17 protein-coding genes are annotated in these 18,164 nt (G+C 65.9%); 11 read left to right on the top strand and 6 right to left on the bottom strand.

Features of this window, described 5'->3' with window-relative positions; translation table 11 throughout:
• The first annotated feature begins 247 nt into the window (after positions 1–247).
• Entirely contained in the window at positions 248–1,354 is a 1,107-nt protein-coding gene (locus tag WK25_RS22025) for an aromatic ring-hydroxylating oxygenase subunit alpha (RefSeq protein ID WP_040139362.1), read from the top strand.
• Between the two features lie 117 nt (positions 1,355–1,471).
• Positions 1,472–2,341: a sulfurtransferase gene (locus WK25_RS22020; RefSeq protein WP_069242737.1), complete on the top strand. Its 870-nt coding sequence runs from the start codon at positions 1,472–1,474 to the stop codon at positions 2,339–2,341.
• A 67-nt stretch (positions 2,342–2,408) separates the two neighbouring features.
• On the opposite strand, the gene WK25_RS22015 is transcribed toward WK25_RS22020, so the two are convergent.
• The 3 genes from WK25_RS22015 to polA form a co-directional block, all read right to left on the bottom strand.
• Positions 2,409–3,284, bottom strand: a complete 876-nt coding sequence (locus tag WK25_RS22015) for a dienelactone hydrolase family protein (protein ID WP_059545302.1) — start codon at positions 3,282–3,284, stop codon at positions 2,409–2,411.
• A 406-nt stretch (positions 3,285–3,690) separates the two neighbouring features.
• A complete protein-coding gene (locus WK25_RS22010) occupies positions 3,691–5,025 on the bottom strand; it encodes an NAD(P)/FAD-dependent oxidoreductase (protein WP_069242736.1) in 1,335 nt (444 codons plus the stop codon).
• A gap of 288 nt (positions 5,026–5,313) precedes the next feature.
• The gene (polA, locus tag WK25_RS22005; protein ID WP_069242735.1) at positions 5,314–8,067 is read right to left on the bottom strand and encodes a DNA polymerase I; all 2,754 of its coding nucleotides are present in this window, start codon (positions 8,065–8,067) and stop codon (positions 5,314–5,316) included.
• Position 8,068: 1 nt separating this feature from the next.
• Between polA and WK25_RS22000 the strand changes: the two genes are divergently transcribed.
• Both WK25_RS22000 and WK25_RS21995 read left to right on the top strand, forming a co-directional pair.
• Positions 8,069–8,830: a TIGR00730 family Rossman fold protein gene (locus WK25_RS22000; protein WP_040139357.1), complete on the top strand. Its 762-nt coding sequence runs from the start codon at positions 8,069–8,071 to the stop codon at positions 8,828–8,830.
• Between the two features lie 391 nt (positions 8,831–9,221).
• Complete coding sequence (locus WK25_RS21995; RefSeq protein ID WP_059545348.1) at positions 9,222–9,491, top strand: hypothetical protein; 270 nt, start codon at positions 9,222–9,224, stop codon at positions 9,489–9,491.
• A gap of 122 nt (positions 9,492–9,613) precedes the next feature.
• Here WK25_RS21995 and WK25_RS21990 read toward each other — a convergent pair whose 3' ends face one another.
• Complete coding sequence (locus tag WK25_RS21990) at positions 9,614–11,140, bottom strand: AMP nucleosidase (RefSeq protein WP_040141004.1); 1,527 nt, start codon at positions 11,138–11,140, stop codon at positions 9,614–9,616.
• A 140-nt stretch (positions 11,141–11,280) separates the two neighbouring features.
• Here WK25_RS21990 and WK25_RS21985 point away from each other — a divergent pair, with 140 nt between their 5' ends.
• The 5 genes from WK25_RS21985 (at position 11,281) to WK25_RS21965 (ending at position 14,807) form a co-directional block, all read left to right on the top strand.
• Positions 11,281–11,688, top strand: a complete 408-nt coding sequence (locus WK25_RS21985) for a hypothetical protein (RefSeq protein WP_040139356.1) — start codon at positions 11,281–11,283, stop codon at positions 11,686–11,688.
• A gap of 107 nt (positions 11,689–11,795) precedes the next feature.
• Positions 11,796–12,794 carry a homoserine kinase gene (locus WK25_RS21980; protein WP_040139355.1) on the top strand — a complete coding sequence of 333 codons (999 nt, stop codon included), beginning with the start codon at positions 11,796–11,798 and terminating at the stop codon, positions 12,792–12,794.
• On the top strand, positions 12,785–13,594 hold the full coding sequence (locus WK25_RS21975; protein WP_040139354.1) for a BPSS1780 family membrane protein: 810 nt from the start codon (positions 12,785–12,787) through the stop codon (positions 13,592–13,594). Before WK25_RS21980 ends, WK25_RS21975 begins: the two co-directional genes overlap by 10 nt.
• Positions 13,595–13,776: 182 nt before the next feature.
• Positions 13,777–14,229: a MarR family winged helix-turn-helix transcriptional regulator gene (locus tag WK25_RS21970; protein ID WP_069242734.1), complete on the top strand. Its 453-nt coding sequence runs from the start codon at positions 13,777–13,779 to the stop codon at positions 14,227–14,229.
• Between the two features lie 158 nt (positions 14,230–14,387).
• A complete protein-coding gene (locus WK25_RS21965) occupies positions 14,388–14,807 on the top strand; it encodes an organic hydroperoxide resistance protein (RefSeq protein WP_069242733.1) in 420 nt (139 codons plus the stop codon).
• A 108-nt stretch (positions 14,808–14,915) separates the two neighbouring features.
• On the opposite strand, the gene WK25_RS21960 is transcribed toward WK25_RS21965, so the two are convergent.
• Both WK25_RS21960 and WK25_RS21955 read right to left on the bottom strand, forming a co-directional pair.
• A complete protein-coding gene (locus tag WK25_RS21960) occupies positions 14,916–15,092 on the bottom strand; it encodes a DUF3563 family protein (protein ID WP_069242732.1) in 177 nt (58 codons plus the stop codon).
• An 80-nt stretch (positions 15,093–15,172) separates the two neighbouring features.
• Entirely contained in the window at positions 15,173–16,282 is a 1,110-nt protein-coding gene (locus WK25_RS21955) for a PHB depolymerase family esterase (protein WP_040139351.1), read from the bottom strand.
• Between the two features lie 246 nt (positions 16,283–16,528).
• Between WK25_RS21955 and WK25_RS21950 the strand changes: the two genes are divergently transcribed.
• Both WK25_RS21950 and modA read left to right on the top strand, forming a co-directional pair.
• Positions 16,529–17,227, top strand: coding sequence for a phosphatase PAP2 family protein (locus tag WK25_RS21950; protein ID WP_059545296.1), 699 nt, complete (start codon positions 16,529–16,531; stop codon positions 17,225–17,227).
• 134 nt (positions 17,228–17,361) lie between these two features.
• Positions 17,362–18,159, top strand: coding sequence for a molybdate ABC transporter substrate-binding protein (gene modA, locus WK25_RS21945; RefSeq protein ID WP_069242731.1), 798 nt, complete (start codon positions 17,362–17,364; stop codon positions 18,157–18,159).
• Positions 18,160–18,164 lie beyond the last annotated feature (5 nt).

The raw sequence follows: 18,164 nt of genomic DNA, 5'->3' as shown, positions 1-18,164 counted from the left end.
CAAGTCGGACATTCTACGGCAAAAGAGAAATTTTCGACCTGCCGACTTGGGCACCCTGCCCCGCGCTCCGGCCCCTTGCCAGGCACACATTGTGCGCCCATCGGTCGCACCCCGACAAAAAATTGACACAAATCAGGCACTTAATCCTGGCCTTGCGGGGCGAACCGGGTATAATTCTCCGTTTCCCTAAATCGATTTTTCGATGGTTGGGTTGTTCACTGCTTTCACGCTAACACCGGGAGTGGGAATGTCCAATCTGAGCGATGCGCTTCAGTTGAAGTCGGCTCACAGCCAGCTTCCAGTCACTGCATATTTCGATGAGGCGCTGCTTGAGCGCGAGATCGAAACCCTCTTCAAGAAAGGACCTCGTTACGTCGGGCACGAATTGATGGTGCCCGAGGCGGGGGATTATTTTGCGCTGCCGTCCGAAAAGGAAGGCCGCGTGCTGGTCCGCAATCAGGCGAACCAGATCGAACTGCTGTCGAACGTGTGCCGTCACCGCCAGGCGATCATGCTGAACGGGCGCGGCCGCACGCAGAACATCGTGTGTCCGCTGCACCGCTGGACGTACGACCTGGAAGGCCAGCTGCTCGGCGCGCCCCACTTCCCCGACAAGCCGTGCCTGAATCTCGGCAAGAGCCCGCTGCAGAACTGGCAGGGGTTGCTGTTCGAGGCCGAAGGCCGCAACGTCGCGCGCGATCTCGCGAACCTCGGCACGAAGCATCACTTCGATTTCTCCGAGTACTTGTTCGATCACGTCGAAGTGCACGAGTGCGATTACAACTGGAAGACGTTCATCGAGGTGTACCTCGAGGATTACCACGTCGTCCCGTTCCACCCGGGCCTCGGCAGCTTCGTGTCGTGCGACGATCTCAAGTGGGAGTTCGGCGACTGGTACAGCGTGCAGACGGTCGGCGTCCATAACGCGCTCGCGAAACCGGGCAGCGCGACCTACCAGAAATGGCACGAGCAGGTGCTCAAGTTCCGCAACGGCGTACCGCCGGAGTTCGGCGCGATCTGGATGGTCTATTACCCGGGCCTGATGATCGAGTGGTATCCGCACGTGCTCGTCGTGTCGTGGCTGATCCCGCGCGGGCCGCAAAAGACGACCAACATCGTCGAGTTCTATTACCCCGAGGAAATCGCGCTGTTCGAGCGCGAGTTCGTCGAGGCCGAGCGCGCCGCGTATATGGAGACGGCCGTCGAGGACGACGAAATCGCGATGCGGATGGACGCGGGCCGCCGGGCGCTGATGGCGCGCGGCGAATCGCAGGTCGGCCCGTACCAGAGCCCGATGGAAGACGGCATGCAGCACTTCCACGAGTTCCTGCGCCGCCAGCTCGGCGATCTCTGATCCTGCATGCGGCGCACCAGCGCCGCGCGGGATCGGGCACATGAAAAGACGGGTTTCGGCCCGTCTTTTTTTGTTTAGACTTGGAGTATCGGGCCGTTTGCACTCCAGGGAGCCGTCATGCCACATACCCACTACACCACGCTCATCTCCGCAGCGAATCTCGCGGAGCGTCTGGCCGCGGCGCCGGGCAGCGTCGTCGTATTCGATTGCCGCTTCGACCTCGCCGATCCGGGCGCGGGCGAAGCCGCCTATGCAGCCGGCCATATTCCGGGCGCGCAGTATCTTCATCTCGACCGTGACCTGTCCGGCCGCAAGACCGGCACCAACGGCCGCCACCCGCTGCCGACGCGCGACGCATTCGCGACGCTGATGGCGAGCCGCGGCGTCAAGCAGGGCCAGCAGGTCGTTGCCTACGACGCGCAAGGCGGCGCCTATGCGGCGCGGCTGTGGTGGCTGCTGCGGTGGCTCGGGCACGATTCCATCGCGGTGCTCGACGGCGGCCTGCAGGCATGGGAAGCGGCCGGTCAGCCGCTGACCACGGACGTGCCGCACCCGGCCGCGGGCGACTTCCGCGCGGGGGCGCCGCTCGAATCGACCGTCGACGCGGCAGCCGTGCTCGCGAACGTGACGTCGGGGAGCCGCGTCGTGATCGATGCGCGCGCGCCCGATCGCTATCGCGGCGAAAACGAAACGATCGATCGCGTCGGCGGCCACATTCCCGGCGCGCGCAACCGCTTCTTCAAGGACAACCTGAGCGCCGACGGCCGCTTCAAGACCGGCCATGAATTGCGCGAGACATTCACCGCGCTCCTGGCCGGCACCGAGCCGAACAACGTGATCCTGCAATGCGGGTCGGGCGTGACCGCATGCCACAACGCGCTCGCACTGGAGGTCGCGGGGCTGCATGGCGCGTCGCTTTATCCGGGCTCGTGGAGCGAATGGAGCGCCGATCCGTCGCGACCGATCGCAACCGGCCCGACTCCATAAGCAACCGACGCGGCACGACGACGATGTCGCGGCCGATGAAGCGGCGGCCGGCGCCGCCGCTCGTCGCTCACATCACACCGTACTTGTGAAACCACTCGATCGCGCGCTTCCAGCCGTCCTCGGCATCGCCTTTCACGTAGCTCGGCCGATAGTCGGCGAAGAATGCGTGACCGGCATCCGGATACACGACGATCTCCGACTGCCGCGCGAGCGGTGAATCGCTCGTCTGGATCGCCTTGCGCATGTCGGCGAGCGATGCCTGCGTGATGTTCGTATCCTTCTCGCCGTACAACCCGAGCACCGGCACCTTCAACAACGACGCGTGGTCGACCGGATTGAACGGCGTCATCTCGTCGGTCTTGCCTTCGACGAACCCATACCACGCGACGGCCGCCCGCACATGCGGATTGTGCTCCGCATACAGCCACGCCTGGCGCCCGCCCCAGCAGAATCCCGTCACGCCGAGACGCGACAGGTCGCCGCCGTTCTTGCCAGCCCATGCGACGGTCGCATCGAGATCCTCGGTCACCTGACGGTCCGGCACCTTGCTGATGATGTGGTCGTACAGTTCCTTCATCGTCGGGTACTTCGCCGCATTGCCCTGCCGCGCGAACAGGTCGGGCGCGATCGCCAGATAGCCGAGCTTCGCGAAGCGGCGGCACACGTCCGCGATATGCGCATGCACGCCGAAGATTTCGTGAATCACGATGACGACCGGCAGGTTCGTCTTGTCGACCGGCTGCGCGCGGTACGCGGGGATGCTCGCGTCGCCCGAGCGGATCTCGATGGTGTCGACGTCCAGCCCGGCGCTGTCGGTGGTGACCGTCTGCGCCGACACGGGCAGCACCGCCGCCGCGAAGGTGCCGCCCAGCGCGGCCTGCATGAATTTGCGGCGCGAGAACGGGACGTGGGGAACCAGGCTGTCGACTTCGGGTTTCAACATGAATGCACTCCTCGATTGGCGCCGCCGCCACGGCCGCGGATCGGGCCTGACGGGGCATCGCGCCGGCCAACGGCGCGGATGTCGCGGCGGTCGGCACTCCGCCGCCACGCGAAAACCCGGACAAGATGCCCAATAATCCGTTGTCGCGTCAACTGTCGGATGTGTAAGACTCGATTACGAAGGTGTGATCGCGTCGCGTTCCGTGTCGTCAGGCGCTGCATCGCGCATACTCGCGGCAGAACGAAAGCACCGTTGCCCGAACGAATGCGTGTGCATCAAACGAAGAGCCGCGCGCAACGAACGCCGCCGTGTCGGCATGCAGAGGGATCGCGCGCCCGAATCGACTACGGGCAGAGAGCGCTCGGTGTGCGCCCTCTGCCCGCCCGGTGCAATCGGCCGCCTGGTGTCAATGCAGCTTCACGCGCGGCAACGTCGTGCGTCTCAGCCAGTGCGCGACCGTATCGAGCATCATCCGTGGATAGCCGTGCAGCGCGGCGATGTGCAGCCGATACAGCGACATGTACATGAACCGCGCGAACAGCCCTTCGATCAGCATGTTGCCGCCGATGAGCCCGCCCATCAGGTTGCCGACCGCGCTGAAGTGGCCCAGCGACACGAGCGAACCGAAATCGCGATACGTGAACTCCGGCAGCGGACGGCCGTCGAGCCGGCAGCCGATCGCCTTCAGCAGGAAAGTCGCCTGCTGATGTGCGGCCTGCGCGCGCGGCGGCACGTTGCGTTCGTTACCCGGCCATGCGCAGGCTGCGCAGTCGCCGAGTGCGAACACGTTGTCGTCGGTGAAAGTTTGCAGCGTGCGCCGCACGTCGAGCTGACCGAGCTTGTTGACCTGCAGGCCGTCGAGGTGAGACAGCACGGCCGGCGCCTTGATGCCGGCGGCCCACACCGTGAGATCCGCGCGGACTGCCTTGCCGCTCGCGGTGTGTACGACACCGGGCCCGACCTCGGTCACGCGCTCCGACAACATCAGCCGCACGCCGAGTTTTTCGAGCAGGTCGGCCGTTGCAGTCGACACGCGCTCCTGCAACGCCGGGAGAATGCGCGGGCCGGATTCGATCAGCACGATCCCGACGTCATGCCGCGGATCGAGCTTGTGCAGCCCGTACACGGACAGCACTTGCGCGGTGTTGCGCAGCTCCGCCGACAATTCGACACCGGTCGCACCGCCGCCGACGATCACGACCTGGATGCGCGGTTCGGCTGCCGCACCGGGCGCCGGCTCCACCGGCGCCTGATGCTCGGCGCGCATGCACGCAGCGATCAGACGCTTGCGGAAGCGCTCGGCCTCGCCAACCGTATCGAGCGCGATCGCGTTTTCGGCCGCGCCCTGCACGCCGAAGAAATGCGTCGTGCTGCCGATCGCGATCACCAGCGTGTCGTATTCCAGGCTGCGCGCGGGCAACAGTTCCGCGCCGTCGCTGTCGTTGACCGGCGACAGCGTGATGCGCTTCGCCGCGCGGTCGAGCGTGGTGAGTTCGCCCTGCTGAAACTCGAAGCCGTGCCAGCGTGCCTGCGCCGCGTATTCGAGTTCCTGCGTGAACGGGTCCATGCTGCCGGCCGCGACTTCGTGCAGCAGCGGCTTCCAGATGTGGGTCGGATTGCGGTCGACGAGTGTGACCAGCGCACGCGCGGGACGATTGTCGCGCGCACCGTAACGGTCGCCGAGCCGCGTCGCCAGTTCCAGGCCGCCCGCGCCTCCGCCTACGATGATGATCCGATGCATCTGATTCCCCCTTTGCGATTCGAAACTGCTGCCGCCGGACGATGCAGACGCGATGCGTTCGCGCCGCCCGCTGGATTAACCGGTTCGGACATCATCGATGTGCAGTTCGAAACGCTTCGATGCGACCGACTCGGGAACGCAGCGCGCAGCGCCCCCGCGACGACGACCCGACTGACTTGCATTGTCCGGGAGCTTGCACGTTGACGACAAGCAAACCATCTCGATATTCGGCATCCCTGCAACAATATGCCGCGGGGAAACGGGAATCGGGAAACCGCGCAGCGCGCGTCAGTGCGCCTCTTCCCAATTCGCGCCGGCACCCACCTCGGCAACCAGCGGCACCTTCAGCTTGGCGACGCCGCACATCATTTCCGGCAGCTTCTCGCGCACGAGAGACAGTTCGTCGTCGGGCACCTCGAGCACCAGTTCGTCGTGCACCTGCATGATCATCCGCGACGCGAGCCGGTCGCGCGTGAGCCAGTCGTCCACCGCGATCATCGACAGCTTGATCAGGTCGGCCGCGGTGCCCTGCATCGGTGCGTTGATCGCCGCGCGCTCGGCGGCCTGACGGCGCGGCCCGTTGCCGCCGTTGATCTCCGGCAGCCACAGGCGGCGGCCGAAAACGGTTTCGACGTAGCCCTTGTCTTTCGCGGCGGTGCGCGTGTCTTCCATGTATTGCGCGACGCCGGGGTAGCGCGCGAAATAGCGGTCGATATAGAGTTTCGCCGCATCGCGCGTAATGCCGAGGTTCGACGCGAGGCCAAAAGCGCTCATCCCGTAGATCAGCCCGAAGTTGATCACCTTCGCGATCCGGCGCTGGTCGGCGTTCACTTCCAGCGGCGTCACGCCGAACACTTCGGCGGCCGTCGCGCGGTGGATGTCCTCGCCCTGCGCGAACGCGCGCAGCAGCGACGCGTCACCGGAGATGTGCGCCATGATCCGCAGTTCGATCTGCGAATAGTCGGCCGACACGATCCGGTGGCCCGGCGATGCGATGAATGCTTCGCGGATTCGCCGCCCTTCGGCCGTGCGCACCGGAATGTTCTGAAGATTGGGGTCGTTCGATGCAAGCCGGCCCGTGACCGCGACGGCCTGCGCGTAATTCGTGTGCACGCGGCCCGTTGCCGGATTGACCATGCGCGGCAGCTTGTCGGTGTACGTCGATTTCAGCTTCGACAGCCCGCGATGCTCGAGCAGCAGCTTCGGCAGCGGGTAATCCTCGGCGAGCTTCTGCAGCACTTCCTCGTCGGTGGACGGCGCGCCGCTCGGCGTCTTCTTCACGACCGGCAACTGCAGCTTCTCGAAGAAGATTTGCCCGATCTGCTTCGGCGAGCCGAGATTGAACTCGCCGCCGGCCAGTTCATACGCCTGGCTCTCGAGCTCGATGAGCCGCGTCGCGATCTCGTTGCTTTGCGCGTGCAGCAGCGCGTCGTCGATCAGCACGCCAGTGCGCTCCATCTTGCGCAGCACGAGCGCCACCGGCATCTCGATCTCGCGGTACACGCGCTCGAGGCCCGGTTCGCGCGCGACCTGCGGATACATCGCGTGATGCAGCTGCAGCGTGATGTCCGCGTCTTCGGCCGCATAGGCAGCGGCCTGATCGAGCGCGACCTCGTCGAAGCCGATCTGCTTCGCGCCCTTGCCGGCCACGTCTTCGTACTTGATCGTCTTCACGCCGAGATGACGCAGCGCGAGGCTGTCCATGTCGTGCGTGCGGTGCGATTCGAGCACATACGATTCGAGCAGCGTGTCGTGTTCGATGCCGTTCAGCGCGATGTCGTAGTTTGCGAGCACCTGCGCGTCGTACTTCAGATGCTGGCCGACCTTCTTGCGATCGGCCGATTCGAGCCACGGCTTCAGGCGCGCGAGCACGTCGTCGAACGGCAGCTGCTCGGGTGCGTCGGGGCCGCGATGCGCGACCGGCAGATACGCAGCCTTGCCGGGCTCGACCGCGAACGACAGGCCGACGAGCCGTGCGGTCATCGGATCGAGCGACGTGGTTTCGGTGTCGAACGCGGTCAGTGCGGCCGCATCGATCTTGGCGTACCACGCGTCGAACTGCTCCCAGGTCTGGATCGTGTCGTATTCGCGCACGATGTCCGTCGCCACCACCGGCGCGGGATCGCCTTCCGGCGCATCGGCGCCGCCGCCCTCGGCAGGTGCGTTGTCGACTTCGCGCAGCCACGTCTTGAAGCCGTAGCGCGCGAAGATGTCGCGCAGCAGGTCGCGTGCTTCGCCGTCCGTCTTCAGCGACGCTTCGATCGATTCGAGGTGCGGCGCGAGATCGCACGCCGTGTCGACGGTCACGAGCTTGCGGCCGAGCGGCAGGAAATCGAGCGCGCGCCGCAGGTTGTCGCCGACCACGCCCTTGATCTCGTCCGCGTGCTCGATCACGCCATCGAGGCTCTCGTACTGCGACAGCCACTTCACGGCCGTCTTCGGCCCGCACTTCTCGACGCCCGGCACGTTGTCGACGGTGTCGCCGATCAACGCGAGATAGTCGATGATCCGCTCCGGCGGCACGCCGAACTTCGCGATCACGCCGTCGCGATCGAGCGTCTCGTTCGTCATCGTGTTCACGAGCGTGACATGATCGGTGACGAGTTGCGCAAGATCCTTGTCGCCGGTGGACACGATCACGTTCATCCCGTGCCGCTCGGCTTCGCGCGCGAGCGTACCGATCACGTCGTCGGCTTCGACGCCGTCGACCATCAGCAGCGGCCAGCCGAGCGCGCGTACCGCGCCATGGATCGGCTCGACCTGCAGCGCGAGATCGGGCGGCATCGACGGACGGTTTGCCTTATAGTCGGCATAAAGGTCGTCGCGGAACGTCTTGCCCTTTGCATCGAACACGCAAGCGCTATACTCTGCACTGACTTCCTTGCGCATACGGCGCAGCATGTTGATGATTCCGTAGAGCGCTCCGGTCGGCTCCCCGCCAGGGCCACGCAAATCAGGCATCGCATGGTAAGCCCGATACAGATAGCTCGAACCGTCAACCAATAGCAGGGTCTTACCTTCCAGATTTCGTTCTTCAGGCATTATGAACAAGAGAAAAGTGATTCCGAGTCTGCGTTCGCTCGCAGATCAAGAACGCGCGACGGCCAAGAAGGCGCGCGCATCGTGGCAGATGTTCACGATTATGGCAGAGTTTATCGAGGCGACCGAGTACCTGTCGGAGATCCGCCCGGCCGTCAGCATCTACGGTTCTGCCCGTCTGAAGCCTGACACGCCGCACTACAAGCTCGCGGTCCAAATCGCCCGCAAGCTGTCCGACGCCGGCTTCGCGGTGATCTCCGGCGGCGGCCCCGGCATCATGGAAGCGGCGAACAAGGGCGCACACGCCGGCAAGGCGCCGTCGGTCGGCCTGAACATCGAGCTGCCGCATGAGCAGGCCGGCAACCACTATCAGGACATCTCGCTGCGCTTCCGCCACTTCTTCACGCGCAAGGTCACGTTCGTGAAGAACTCCGACGCAGTGATCGTGATGCCGGGCGGCTTCGGCACGCTCGACGAATTGTCCGAAGTGCTTACGCTGATCCAGACGAAGAAGTCCCGCCTCGTGCCGATCATCCTCGTCGGCAGCGAGTTCTGGAAGGGGCTGCTGCAATGGTTCCGCGACCAGCTGATTCCGAACGGCCTCATCAATCCGGAAGACATGGACCTGATGCAGGTGATCGACGATCCCGACCAAGTGCTCGACGCGGTGCTCGCTTTCTACGAGGACAGCGGCGAGGAAGAAGGCTCCGACGGTGGCGACGGTCATCCGCCTCCGCCCGAAGAAGACCGCATGTTCTATCTGTAATTCGAGCGACGTCGATGGCCGGCCTCACGGCCGGCCTCTCGCTTCCCGCGCGGCAGGCCCGGCGATTGCGCCGCCTGCCGCGCATCATTTGTAACACCGCATTAATCGCACTGCGCCCCCCGCGCATCGCCGAATGTCAAATCGGGCGGACCGCATTGCATGACGCGATTGCCACGCTCCGCGCCCGCGACGCGTCAATGTCAAATCGTGCTGGCTGCGATTCATCGGCCCCGCTTGCGTCGCGACAATCCGCAGTAACAAACTCGCATCGCTTTTTTCGTGTCGCCGTCGCACACTTGATCTCGTCGACATGGCGCCCCGCGATAGAACGATCCCCATCGCGCCAATCGCGCCGCGCCGGCCTTTTGACCACGACATCACGGAAAACAACATGAAACGCTCGCTGATCGCCATCGCCTTCGCCGGCTTCGGTCTTTCGCTGTCCGGCTTCGCTCACGCCGTCAACGTCGACGTCAACATCGGCACGCCCGCACCGGTCGTCGTCGCGCCCGCGCCCGTGGTGGTGGTCGGCTGGCACGGCGACCGCTACTGGGACGGCCATCGCTACTGGGAGCGCCGCGAGTGGGAAGACCACGAGCGCCACCATGGCCGCGACCGTTATCACTGCCCGCCGGGACACGCAAAGAAGGGCGAGTGCTGAACGCGTGAACGCCGGGCCGAGCGGCCCGCGCGCTGAAGCGGAAACAACAAGGCCGCACGCGAACGGAAGTTCGCGTGCGGCCTTTGTCGTTGCAGGCGCGACCGTGCAGTCCGGCGGTCGCGTTACTGAAACGCCACTTCCGCGAAGCTGCGCAGCTTGCGACTATGGAGCTTGTCGAGCCCGTTCGTGCGCAGGATCTCCATCGCCTTCACGCCGATTTGCAGGTGTTGATCGACCTGCCCGCGGTAGAACGTGTCGGCCATGCCCGGCAGCTTCAGTTCGCCGTGCAGCGGCTTGTCCGATACGCACAGCAGCGTGCCGTACGGCACGCGGAAGCGGAACCCGTTCGCGGCGATCGTCGCGCTTTCCATGTCGAGCGCGATCGCGCGGCTCTGCGACAGCCGCTGCACGGGCTCGCGATGATCGCGCAGTTCCCAGTTGCGGTTGTCGACGCTCGCGACCGTGCCCGTGCGCATCACGCGCTTCAGTTCTGCACCTTCGAGCCGCGTGACCTCCGCCACGCCGCGTTCCAGTGCGAGCTGCACTTCCGCGAGCGCCGGGATCGGCACCCACAGCGGCAAGTCGGCGTCGAGCACGTGATCCTCGCGCACGTAACCGTGCGCGAGCACGTAATCGCCAAGGCGCTGCGTGTTGCGCAGTCCAGCGCAGTGGCCGAGCATCACCCACGCGTGCGGACGCAGCACCGCGATGTGATCGGTGATCGTCTTCGCATTCGACGGGCCGACGCCGATATTGACCATCGTGATCCCGCTGCCGTCCGCGCGCTTCAGGTGATAAGCGGGCATCTGCGGCAGCCGCGGCGGTGCGGCGCCCTCGGCCGGCTCGCTGCCCAGATTCGCGTTGTACGTGATCACGTCGCCCGGTTCGACGAACGAGCTGTACTGGCTGCGGTACTCGCGCACTTCGGGATCGGTGCTCTCCGTCATCAGCGTGCGGCCAAGCTTCACGAATTCGTCGATGTAGAACTGGTAATTCGTGTAGAGCACGTAATTCTGGAAGTGCGTGGGCGACGTCGCCGTGTAGTGGCGCAGCCGGTGCAGCGAGAAATCGACGCGCGCGGCCGTGAACAGCGCGAGCGGATGCGGTTCGCCCGGCGCCGGCTCGAACGTGCCGTTGACGATGCGATCGTCGAGGTACGACAGGTCCGGCGTGTCGAAGATGTCGCGCATCGCGAGCAGGCGATCGCGGTCGAGTTCGCCTTCGAGATGGATGCCCTCCGGAAACGCGAAATGAACCGGGATCGGCTGCGACGACACGCCGATTTCGATCTTCACATGATGGTTTTTCGACAGCAGGCGCAGTTGCTCGCGATAGTAGTTCGCGAACAAGTCCGGGCGCGTGACGGTCGTCTCGAACACACCGGGGCCGGCGACGAAACCGTACGACCGGCGCGAATCGACGTGCGTATTGACGTCGGTACGGATCCGCACGAACGGATAGCACGCGCGCACGTGCTCGGTGAACGGTTCGTGGCGCCGGTAGCGCGCGAATGCATCGCGCAGGAAGCCGGTGTTCGTGTCGTAGATGGCCGACAGCCGCGCGACGGCGGCAACCGGATCGTCGAAAGCTTCGACGGGAGGACTCTCGGGCGTCAGCACCCGGTGCCGGCGGCTCAAATCGTTCTTCATTTTCATCACCTCGTCTGATCGAACGACATTACCACGGAACCCGGTCACGCTCATGGCCGCGCGCTTGCATGCCGGGTGCACGCGAGGGCCGGCCTGCGCGCAGTATTTGCTAAAATCGATGGGTTCACTGGAGACTCATCATGAAGCCGCTCATTCTCGTCGCCGCTGCCGCCGCGTTTGCAGGCACGCTTGCCGCTGCCGGCGCCGCTTACGCCGCCGGCGGCACGCCCGACGCCGACGCACAGGCCCGGGCCGACGCCAACGAAGCCGCCGGCCTGCCCGATCTCCGCAAGATCAACCGGCCGGGCGCCGAAGTCACGTCGAAGGTCGACTTCGCCGACATTCGACGCACGCCAAGCTTCCACGAGAAGAGCAAGAACGGCACCGAGGTCACCGAGTATCGCGATCGCGGCAAGCCGGTCGAGATCGACGTGAAGTCGAACTTCGGCACCCGCTATCAAATGAGCTCGACGCTCGACACGTCGCCGAAGCCGCACGACGCGGGCATCCCGATCACGCGCCTGCCGTCGGTGAACCTGCGCTACTGATTTCCTGCCGCGCCGCGTCGGTCCCGATGCGGCGCCAGGTTCCCCCTTCACTTCCTGTCGCGCCGTACGCCGCCGCGCGTGCCGACAACTGACCAGACGCATCTCGCATGGCCGTTTTCACCGCTGTTTCCGACTCCGATCTCGCGCAATGGATGCGCCACTACGAACTGGGCGACGTGCTGGCGTTCCGCGGCATTCCGTCCGGCATCGAAAACAGCAATTTCTTCCTGACGACGACGCGCGGCGAGTACGTGCTGACGATCTTCGAGAAGCTGACGGCCGAGCAACTGCCGTTCTACCTCGACCTGATGCGCCATCTGGCGAGCCACGGTGTGCCGGTGCCCGATCCGGTCCCGCGCGATGACGGCGCGCTGTTCGGCGAGCTGCACGGCAAGCCGGCGGCAATCGTCACGAAGCTCGACGGCGCAGCCGAACTCGCGCCGGGGGTCGAACACTGCATCGAGGTCGGGCAGATGCTCGCGCGTCTGCACCTGGCCGGGCGCGACTATGCGCGCCAGCAGCCGAACCTGCGCAGCCTGCCGTGGTGGCAGGAGAACGTGCCGGCGATCGTCCCGTTCATTTCCGACGCGCAACGCGCGTTGCTCGAGGGCGAACTCGCGCACCAGACGGCGTTCTTCGCGTCCGGCGACTACGCGGCCCTGCCTGGCGGCCCGTGCCATTGCGACCTGTTCCGCGACAACGTGCTGTTCGCGCATGCGGCGCCGGATACCGGCCATGCGGTCCGGCTCGGCGGCTTCTTCGACTTCTACTTCGCGGGCTGCGACAAGTGGCTGTTCGACGTCGCGGTGACCGTCAACGACTGGTGCGTCGATCTCGCGACGGGCGTGCTCGACGCCGCGCGCGCGGACGCGCTGGTGCGCGCGTACCAGACTGTCCGGCCGTTCACGGCCGAAGAGCGCCGCCACTGGAGCGACATGCTGCGTGCGGGCGCGTACCGGTTCTGGGTGTCGCGCCTGTACGACTTCTACCTGCCGCGCGCGGCAGAAATGCTCAAGCCGCACGACCCCGGCCATTTCGAACGGATCCTGCGTGAGCGTATCGCGCACACGCCCGTGCTTCCCGAGACCCATACCGCATGCAACTGATCGAAGTGCCCGCGAAAGCGGGCTATGTCTGGTTCCGTCAAGGCATCTGGCTGTTCCGCCGGAACCCGCTCGCGTTCATCACGCTGTTCTTCACGTACCTGCTGGCGATCACGCTGGTGTCGATGGTGCCGGTGATCGGCGCGGCGCTGCCGCTGCTGTTCATTCCCGGCATCGCGGTCGGGTTCATGGCCGCGTGCCGCGACACGGTGGCCGGCAAGCCGGTGATGCCCACGATCCTGATCGACGGATTCCGCTCGTACGGCACCGCGACGACGCAGCGGCTGCTGGTGCTCGGCGTCGTCTATGTCGCGCTGATGGTGCTGGTGTTCGCCGCGTCGTCGATCATCGACGGCGGCGGGCTGCTCCACATGATGCTCGGCGCGACGGGCGACGCGAACGCGACGCCCGAAACACTCGCCACGCAAGGCACGCTCGGCGCGCTGCTGTTCGCGACGGTGCTCTACGCGCCGGTCGCGATGCTGTTCTGGTTCGCGCCGGTACTGACCGCGTGGCACGACATTCCGCCTGCCAAGGCGCTGTTCTTCAGCGTCGTCAGCTGCTGGCGCAATCGCGGCGCATTCGTCGTGTACGGGCTGCTGTGGTTCGGCGTCGCGCTCGCCACGTCGTTCGGGCTGTCGCTGCTGCTGCAGGCGCTCGGCGCCGGCGCATACGTGCTGACGATCATGATGCCGGTGACGATCATCATCGTCACGATGATGTACTGCTCGTTCTACGCGACCTATCGGGGCTGCTTCGGCGTGCAGGAGCCGGGCGCCGCGACGCCCACGTCGGGCCGCTGACGCTCGCACGGCCGCTGGCGCGCACGCGCTGCCGGCCGGCCCCTTCCCCTGTTTGACCGGCTCGCTCGCGCTCCTGAAGACGGCACCCGCCGGGGCCGCCGCACCCCTGTTCAACGAGATCTTTTGCGCGCAAAATAATTTGTGTGCAAATCGTTAGCGCGTGTGCCGCGCCGCCCCGGATCATGGACCGCCTGCCCCCGTTACCCCAGACGCTCGACGAACAACTGTGCTTCGCGCTCTACGCGACTTCGCATGCGATGACGAAGGCGTACAAGCCGTTGCTCGACAAGCTGTCGCTGACTTATCCCCAATATCTGGCGATGCTCGTGCTGTGGGAGCGCGACGACATCGCGGTGAAGGACATCGCCGCCCGCCTCGACCTCGACCCGGCCACCGTCACGCCGCTGTTGAAACGGCTCGAGGCGCTCGGCTATGTCGAACGCGTGCGCAGCGCGACGGACGAGCGGGTGGTGAACGTGCGCGTGACCGCTGACGGCCACGCGCTCAAGGACAAGGCCCGCTCGGTGCCGGCCGAGCTTTTTTGCGCGATGCAGCAGACCCCCGAGTTCCTCGTCCGGCTGCGCGCGGATTTGCAGCAGCTGCGGAGTGCGTTGTCGGCGTCGAACGAAGCCTGACGACACACGCGTTCGCGGTCGCGCCCGGCTCCGCCGGGCTCTTTCTTCAAAATTTCATTTGCACACAAATTATTTGTGTTCTATATTTTATCCGTGGCCCGCGACATTCCGTATGTCCGGACCGCTTTCCTCCCACTCTTCCCGACAGGAGCTGCACGATGAACATTCTGTACAAGACCAGCGCCACGAGCACGGGCGGCCGCGACGGCCGCGCGGTATCTGCCGACAACAGGCTCGAAGTGAAGCTGGCCGCGCCTCGCGAACTCGGCGGCACGGGCGCGGAAGGCACGAACCCGGAGCAGCTGTTTGCCGCAGGTTACTCGGCCTGCTTCCTCAGCGCGATGAAATTCGTCGCCGGCCAGAACAAGCAGACGCTGCCGGCGGACACGCGGGTCACCGCGGAAGTCGGTATCGGCCCGAACGACGCAGGCGGCTTCGGCCTCGACATCGAACTGCGCGTGTCGCTGCCGGGGCTGGACAAGGCAGACGCCCAGGCGCTGGTCGACAAGGCGCACCACGTATGTCCGTATTCGAACGCTACCCGCAACAACGTGCCGGTGCGCCTGACGGTCGTCTGACGCAACGCGCGGCGCCGAATGCAGAAAGGGCGTGTGCGGCTGCTTGCCGCACACGCCCTTTCGCGTGAACTGCCGGGCCGGCTGACGCGCCGGCCGGCGCTGCGCTGCTTAACGCGAGCCGAACGAGAACGGACGGTTCATCGCCGCTTCGCGATCGATCTTGCGCATGCGAAATTCGAGATCGTAGATGTCGGTCGCTTCGGCCAGATACGCGTCGGCACGCTCTTTCGCGGCCTTTTCAGCGTTCTTGGTCAGGATCAGGAAGAGGTGGCTCAGCAGGTACATGTTCGATCTCGCTTTCCGAAGGTTCTGGACTAGGGTTTTCCCGAATTATAGGGAAAACCCTAGTCGATGGCTAGCGTCGATCACACAGTGCGTCGTTCAGTCGCCACAGTGCGACGATTGTGTTCGAAAAAGGACCAGATCATCGCACTTGCATCCGGCCCGACCGCCGCGTGAAACGGCACCGCGTCGTCGCCGCCGGCCCATGCGTGTTCGAGCCCCTTCACGCGGCAGAGCCGCACGACCGTCTCGCCGTCGCGGCGCACATCGGTAAGCTGCACGCCCGCACCGCGCGTCTCGACGCGCTCCCCGCCGCGCAGCGCGCCGCGGCTGTCCGCGAGCCCGTTCAGGCGCATGAACTGCACCGTGAGCTGATCGGCGTTTTTCGGCGCGACGACGCGGTCTCCGTCACCCTGGACGATCAGCGCCGGCATGCCCGGATACGCGGTGGCGTCGACGAGGGCGTCGACGATCGCGGCGGGGTTCTGCCGCAGCCCGCGCCGCATCACGTCCATCGCCGTGATGCCGGAATTCGCTTCGCCGAGCGCGGGGCCCGAGTGCAGCGCGACGGCCGCGAAGCGATCCGGATGGTGCAGCGCGAGCAGCGCCGCGAGGCCCGCGCCGGCGGACAGTCCGGCGACGTAGACGCGGGATGCGTCGAATCCGTGCTCGTCGACGAGCGTATCGACAAGCGACGCGACCGCATCCGCTTCGCCGCGTCCCGCGCGGTCGGTGTCTTCATACCAGTGCCAGCAACCGTGCGCGTGCGCGCGCCGCGACTGCTCCGGGTACAGCACCGCGAAGCCGTGCTGGTCGGCGAGCAGGTTCATCCGCGTGCCGTGCGCGAATTCGTCGGCCGACTGCTGACAGCCATGCAGCATCACGACCAGCGGACGCGGGCCGCGCGCGCGACCGGGCGGGATATAGAGCGCGTACGCAAGATTCTGGACCAGGCGGCCGAGCGCATTCGCCATCGGATGCTCGGCACGCGTCCACTCACCGGCGGCCCATGCGGCAGCGCGCGGCCGCACGCGCGATTCGCGCGGCGGGGACGGTTCGGTTGCAGCAGGCGACGCTGCGGCCTCGAGCGCGTCGCGCGCGATTCGCTGCGCATCGCGCGCCGCGCGTTTGGCGACCGGAGACAGCATGCGCTTCATGCCGCCCAGCCATACCTTGGTCAGACTTTTGGTCATCGATCGGGCTCGCAGTCAGGAAAAATAGGGGTGCGACTCACGGTGCATCGTTCATCTTTGTGCAATGCACCATAACACTGTTTCTGGGATTTTTCCTGCATACGGATAGTTCCGCGTCCCGTAAAAACGGGCTTCGATCGGGCGCGGCGCTATACTGCGGTTTAACCGCTTGTATCCGTTGTAGTCGTTCTTCGCGGCTCGCGCGTTGATTTAAGCATCCGTCCCGCCTCTGCCCGTTCCCTCCCGATGTTCGACCTGTCCTCTCATCTGTGGATCACGATCACCGCGTTCGGTGGCGCCGGCCTGACGTTGCCGCTCGCGATCACCATCGCCGTGTGGCTCGCGCTCGGCTACTCGTGGCAACGCGCCGCCGCATGGCTCGGCGTGCTCGCGGCCGCGATCGCCGTCGTCGCGCTCACGAAGATCGCATTCCTCGGCTGGGGCATCGGCATCCGCGCGTGGGACTTCACCGGATTCAGCGGCCACGCGATGCTGTCGACGTCGGTCTACCCGGTGGCGATCTTCCTCGCACTCATCCGCACGCGCACGCCGGTGCGGATCGCCGGCATCGCGCTCGGCCTCGCGGCCGGCGTCGCGGTCGGTGTGTCGCGCGTCGCGCTCGACGCGCATTCGCCGTCCGAATCGATCACCGGCTGCATCGTCGGCGCGATCGCCGCGCTCGCGTTCATCGCCGGCTCGTGGCACGCGGTGCCGCACCGCTGGTCGGTGCCGGCGGTCGTCGTGAGTCTCGCGCTCGTCACCGTCGCGCTGCATGGCATCACGGTGCCGTCGCACCGCTGGGTCACGCGGGTCGCGCTGGAACTGTCGGGGCACGAGCGGCCATTCGTGCGCGCCCGATGGAAAGCCAATCCGAACTACCGGCCGGCCTCGCAGCCGTCGTCGCTGCACCGCACCGGCTCGCCGGCGCCGCTGCTGCACGCGTGACGAGCGTCACGCCCGTCATTCCGGCCGCCGGTCACGTCTGAAGGTTCCATGCTCAGCGCCGCATGAGCGGTATGTCGAGCGTTATAACCCGCGCTATATTACGATTACGGTTTTCGACCATTCCAACGACGACCATGCGCTCGACCGCACGCCCGCTTCGCCGCACCCTGCTCCGTTTGATGCCGCTCGCCGCACTCGCCGCCGGATTCGCGTTCAGCGCTCCGGCTTGCGCCGCCGACGAACTGGTCGTGTCGGCGGCCGCGAGTCTGACCAACGCGTTCAAGGCGGTCGGCGATGCTTATCAGAAGCAGCACCCGGATACCAAGGTGCTGTTCAACTTCGGCGCGTCGGACGTGTTGATGCAGCAGATCGCCAAGGGCGCGCCGGCCGACGTGTTCGCGTCGGCCGACCAGAAGGCGATGGATCGCGCGGTCGCCGATAAGGTCGTCGTGCCCGGCACGCGCCGCGATTTCGCCGCGAACTCGCTCGTGCTGATCGTTCCGGCGGACGGCCATGCGGCCGCACCGGCGTCGCTCAACGACCTGACGGCACCCGGCGTGAAGCGCGTCGCGTATGGCGACCCGGCGTCGGTGCCGGTCGGCCGCTACACGGAAGGTGCGCTGCGCGCGGCGGGCGTGTGGGACGCGGTCAGCGCGAAGGGCGTGCTGGCCGCCAACGTGCGCCAGAGCCTCGATTACGTCGCGCGCGGCGAAGTCGACGCGGGCTTCGTGTTCGGCACGGACGCCGCGATCATGCCGGGCCGCGTGAAGGTCGCGCTGACCGTGCCGACGCAGACGCCCATCACCTACCCGATCGCGGTCGTCAAGGACAGCCGCCATGCCGCACAGGCGCAGTCGTTCATCGATTTCGTCGCGTCGCCGCAGGGGCAAGCGGTGCTGTCGACGTTCGGCTTCAAGCCCGCGGGCAAGTGAGCACG

The sequence above is a fragment of the Burkholderia latens genome (assembly GCF_001718795.1).
Taxonomy (GTDB): Bacteria; Pseudomonadota; Gammaproteobacteria; order Burkholderiales; family Burkholderiaceae; genus Burkholderia; species Burkholderia latens_A.
This window is presented reverse-complemented; position numbering and strand designations above follow the sequence as displayed.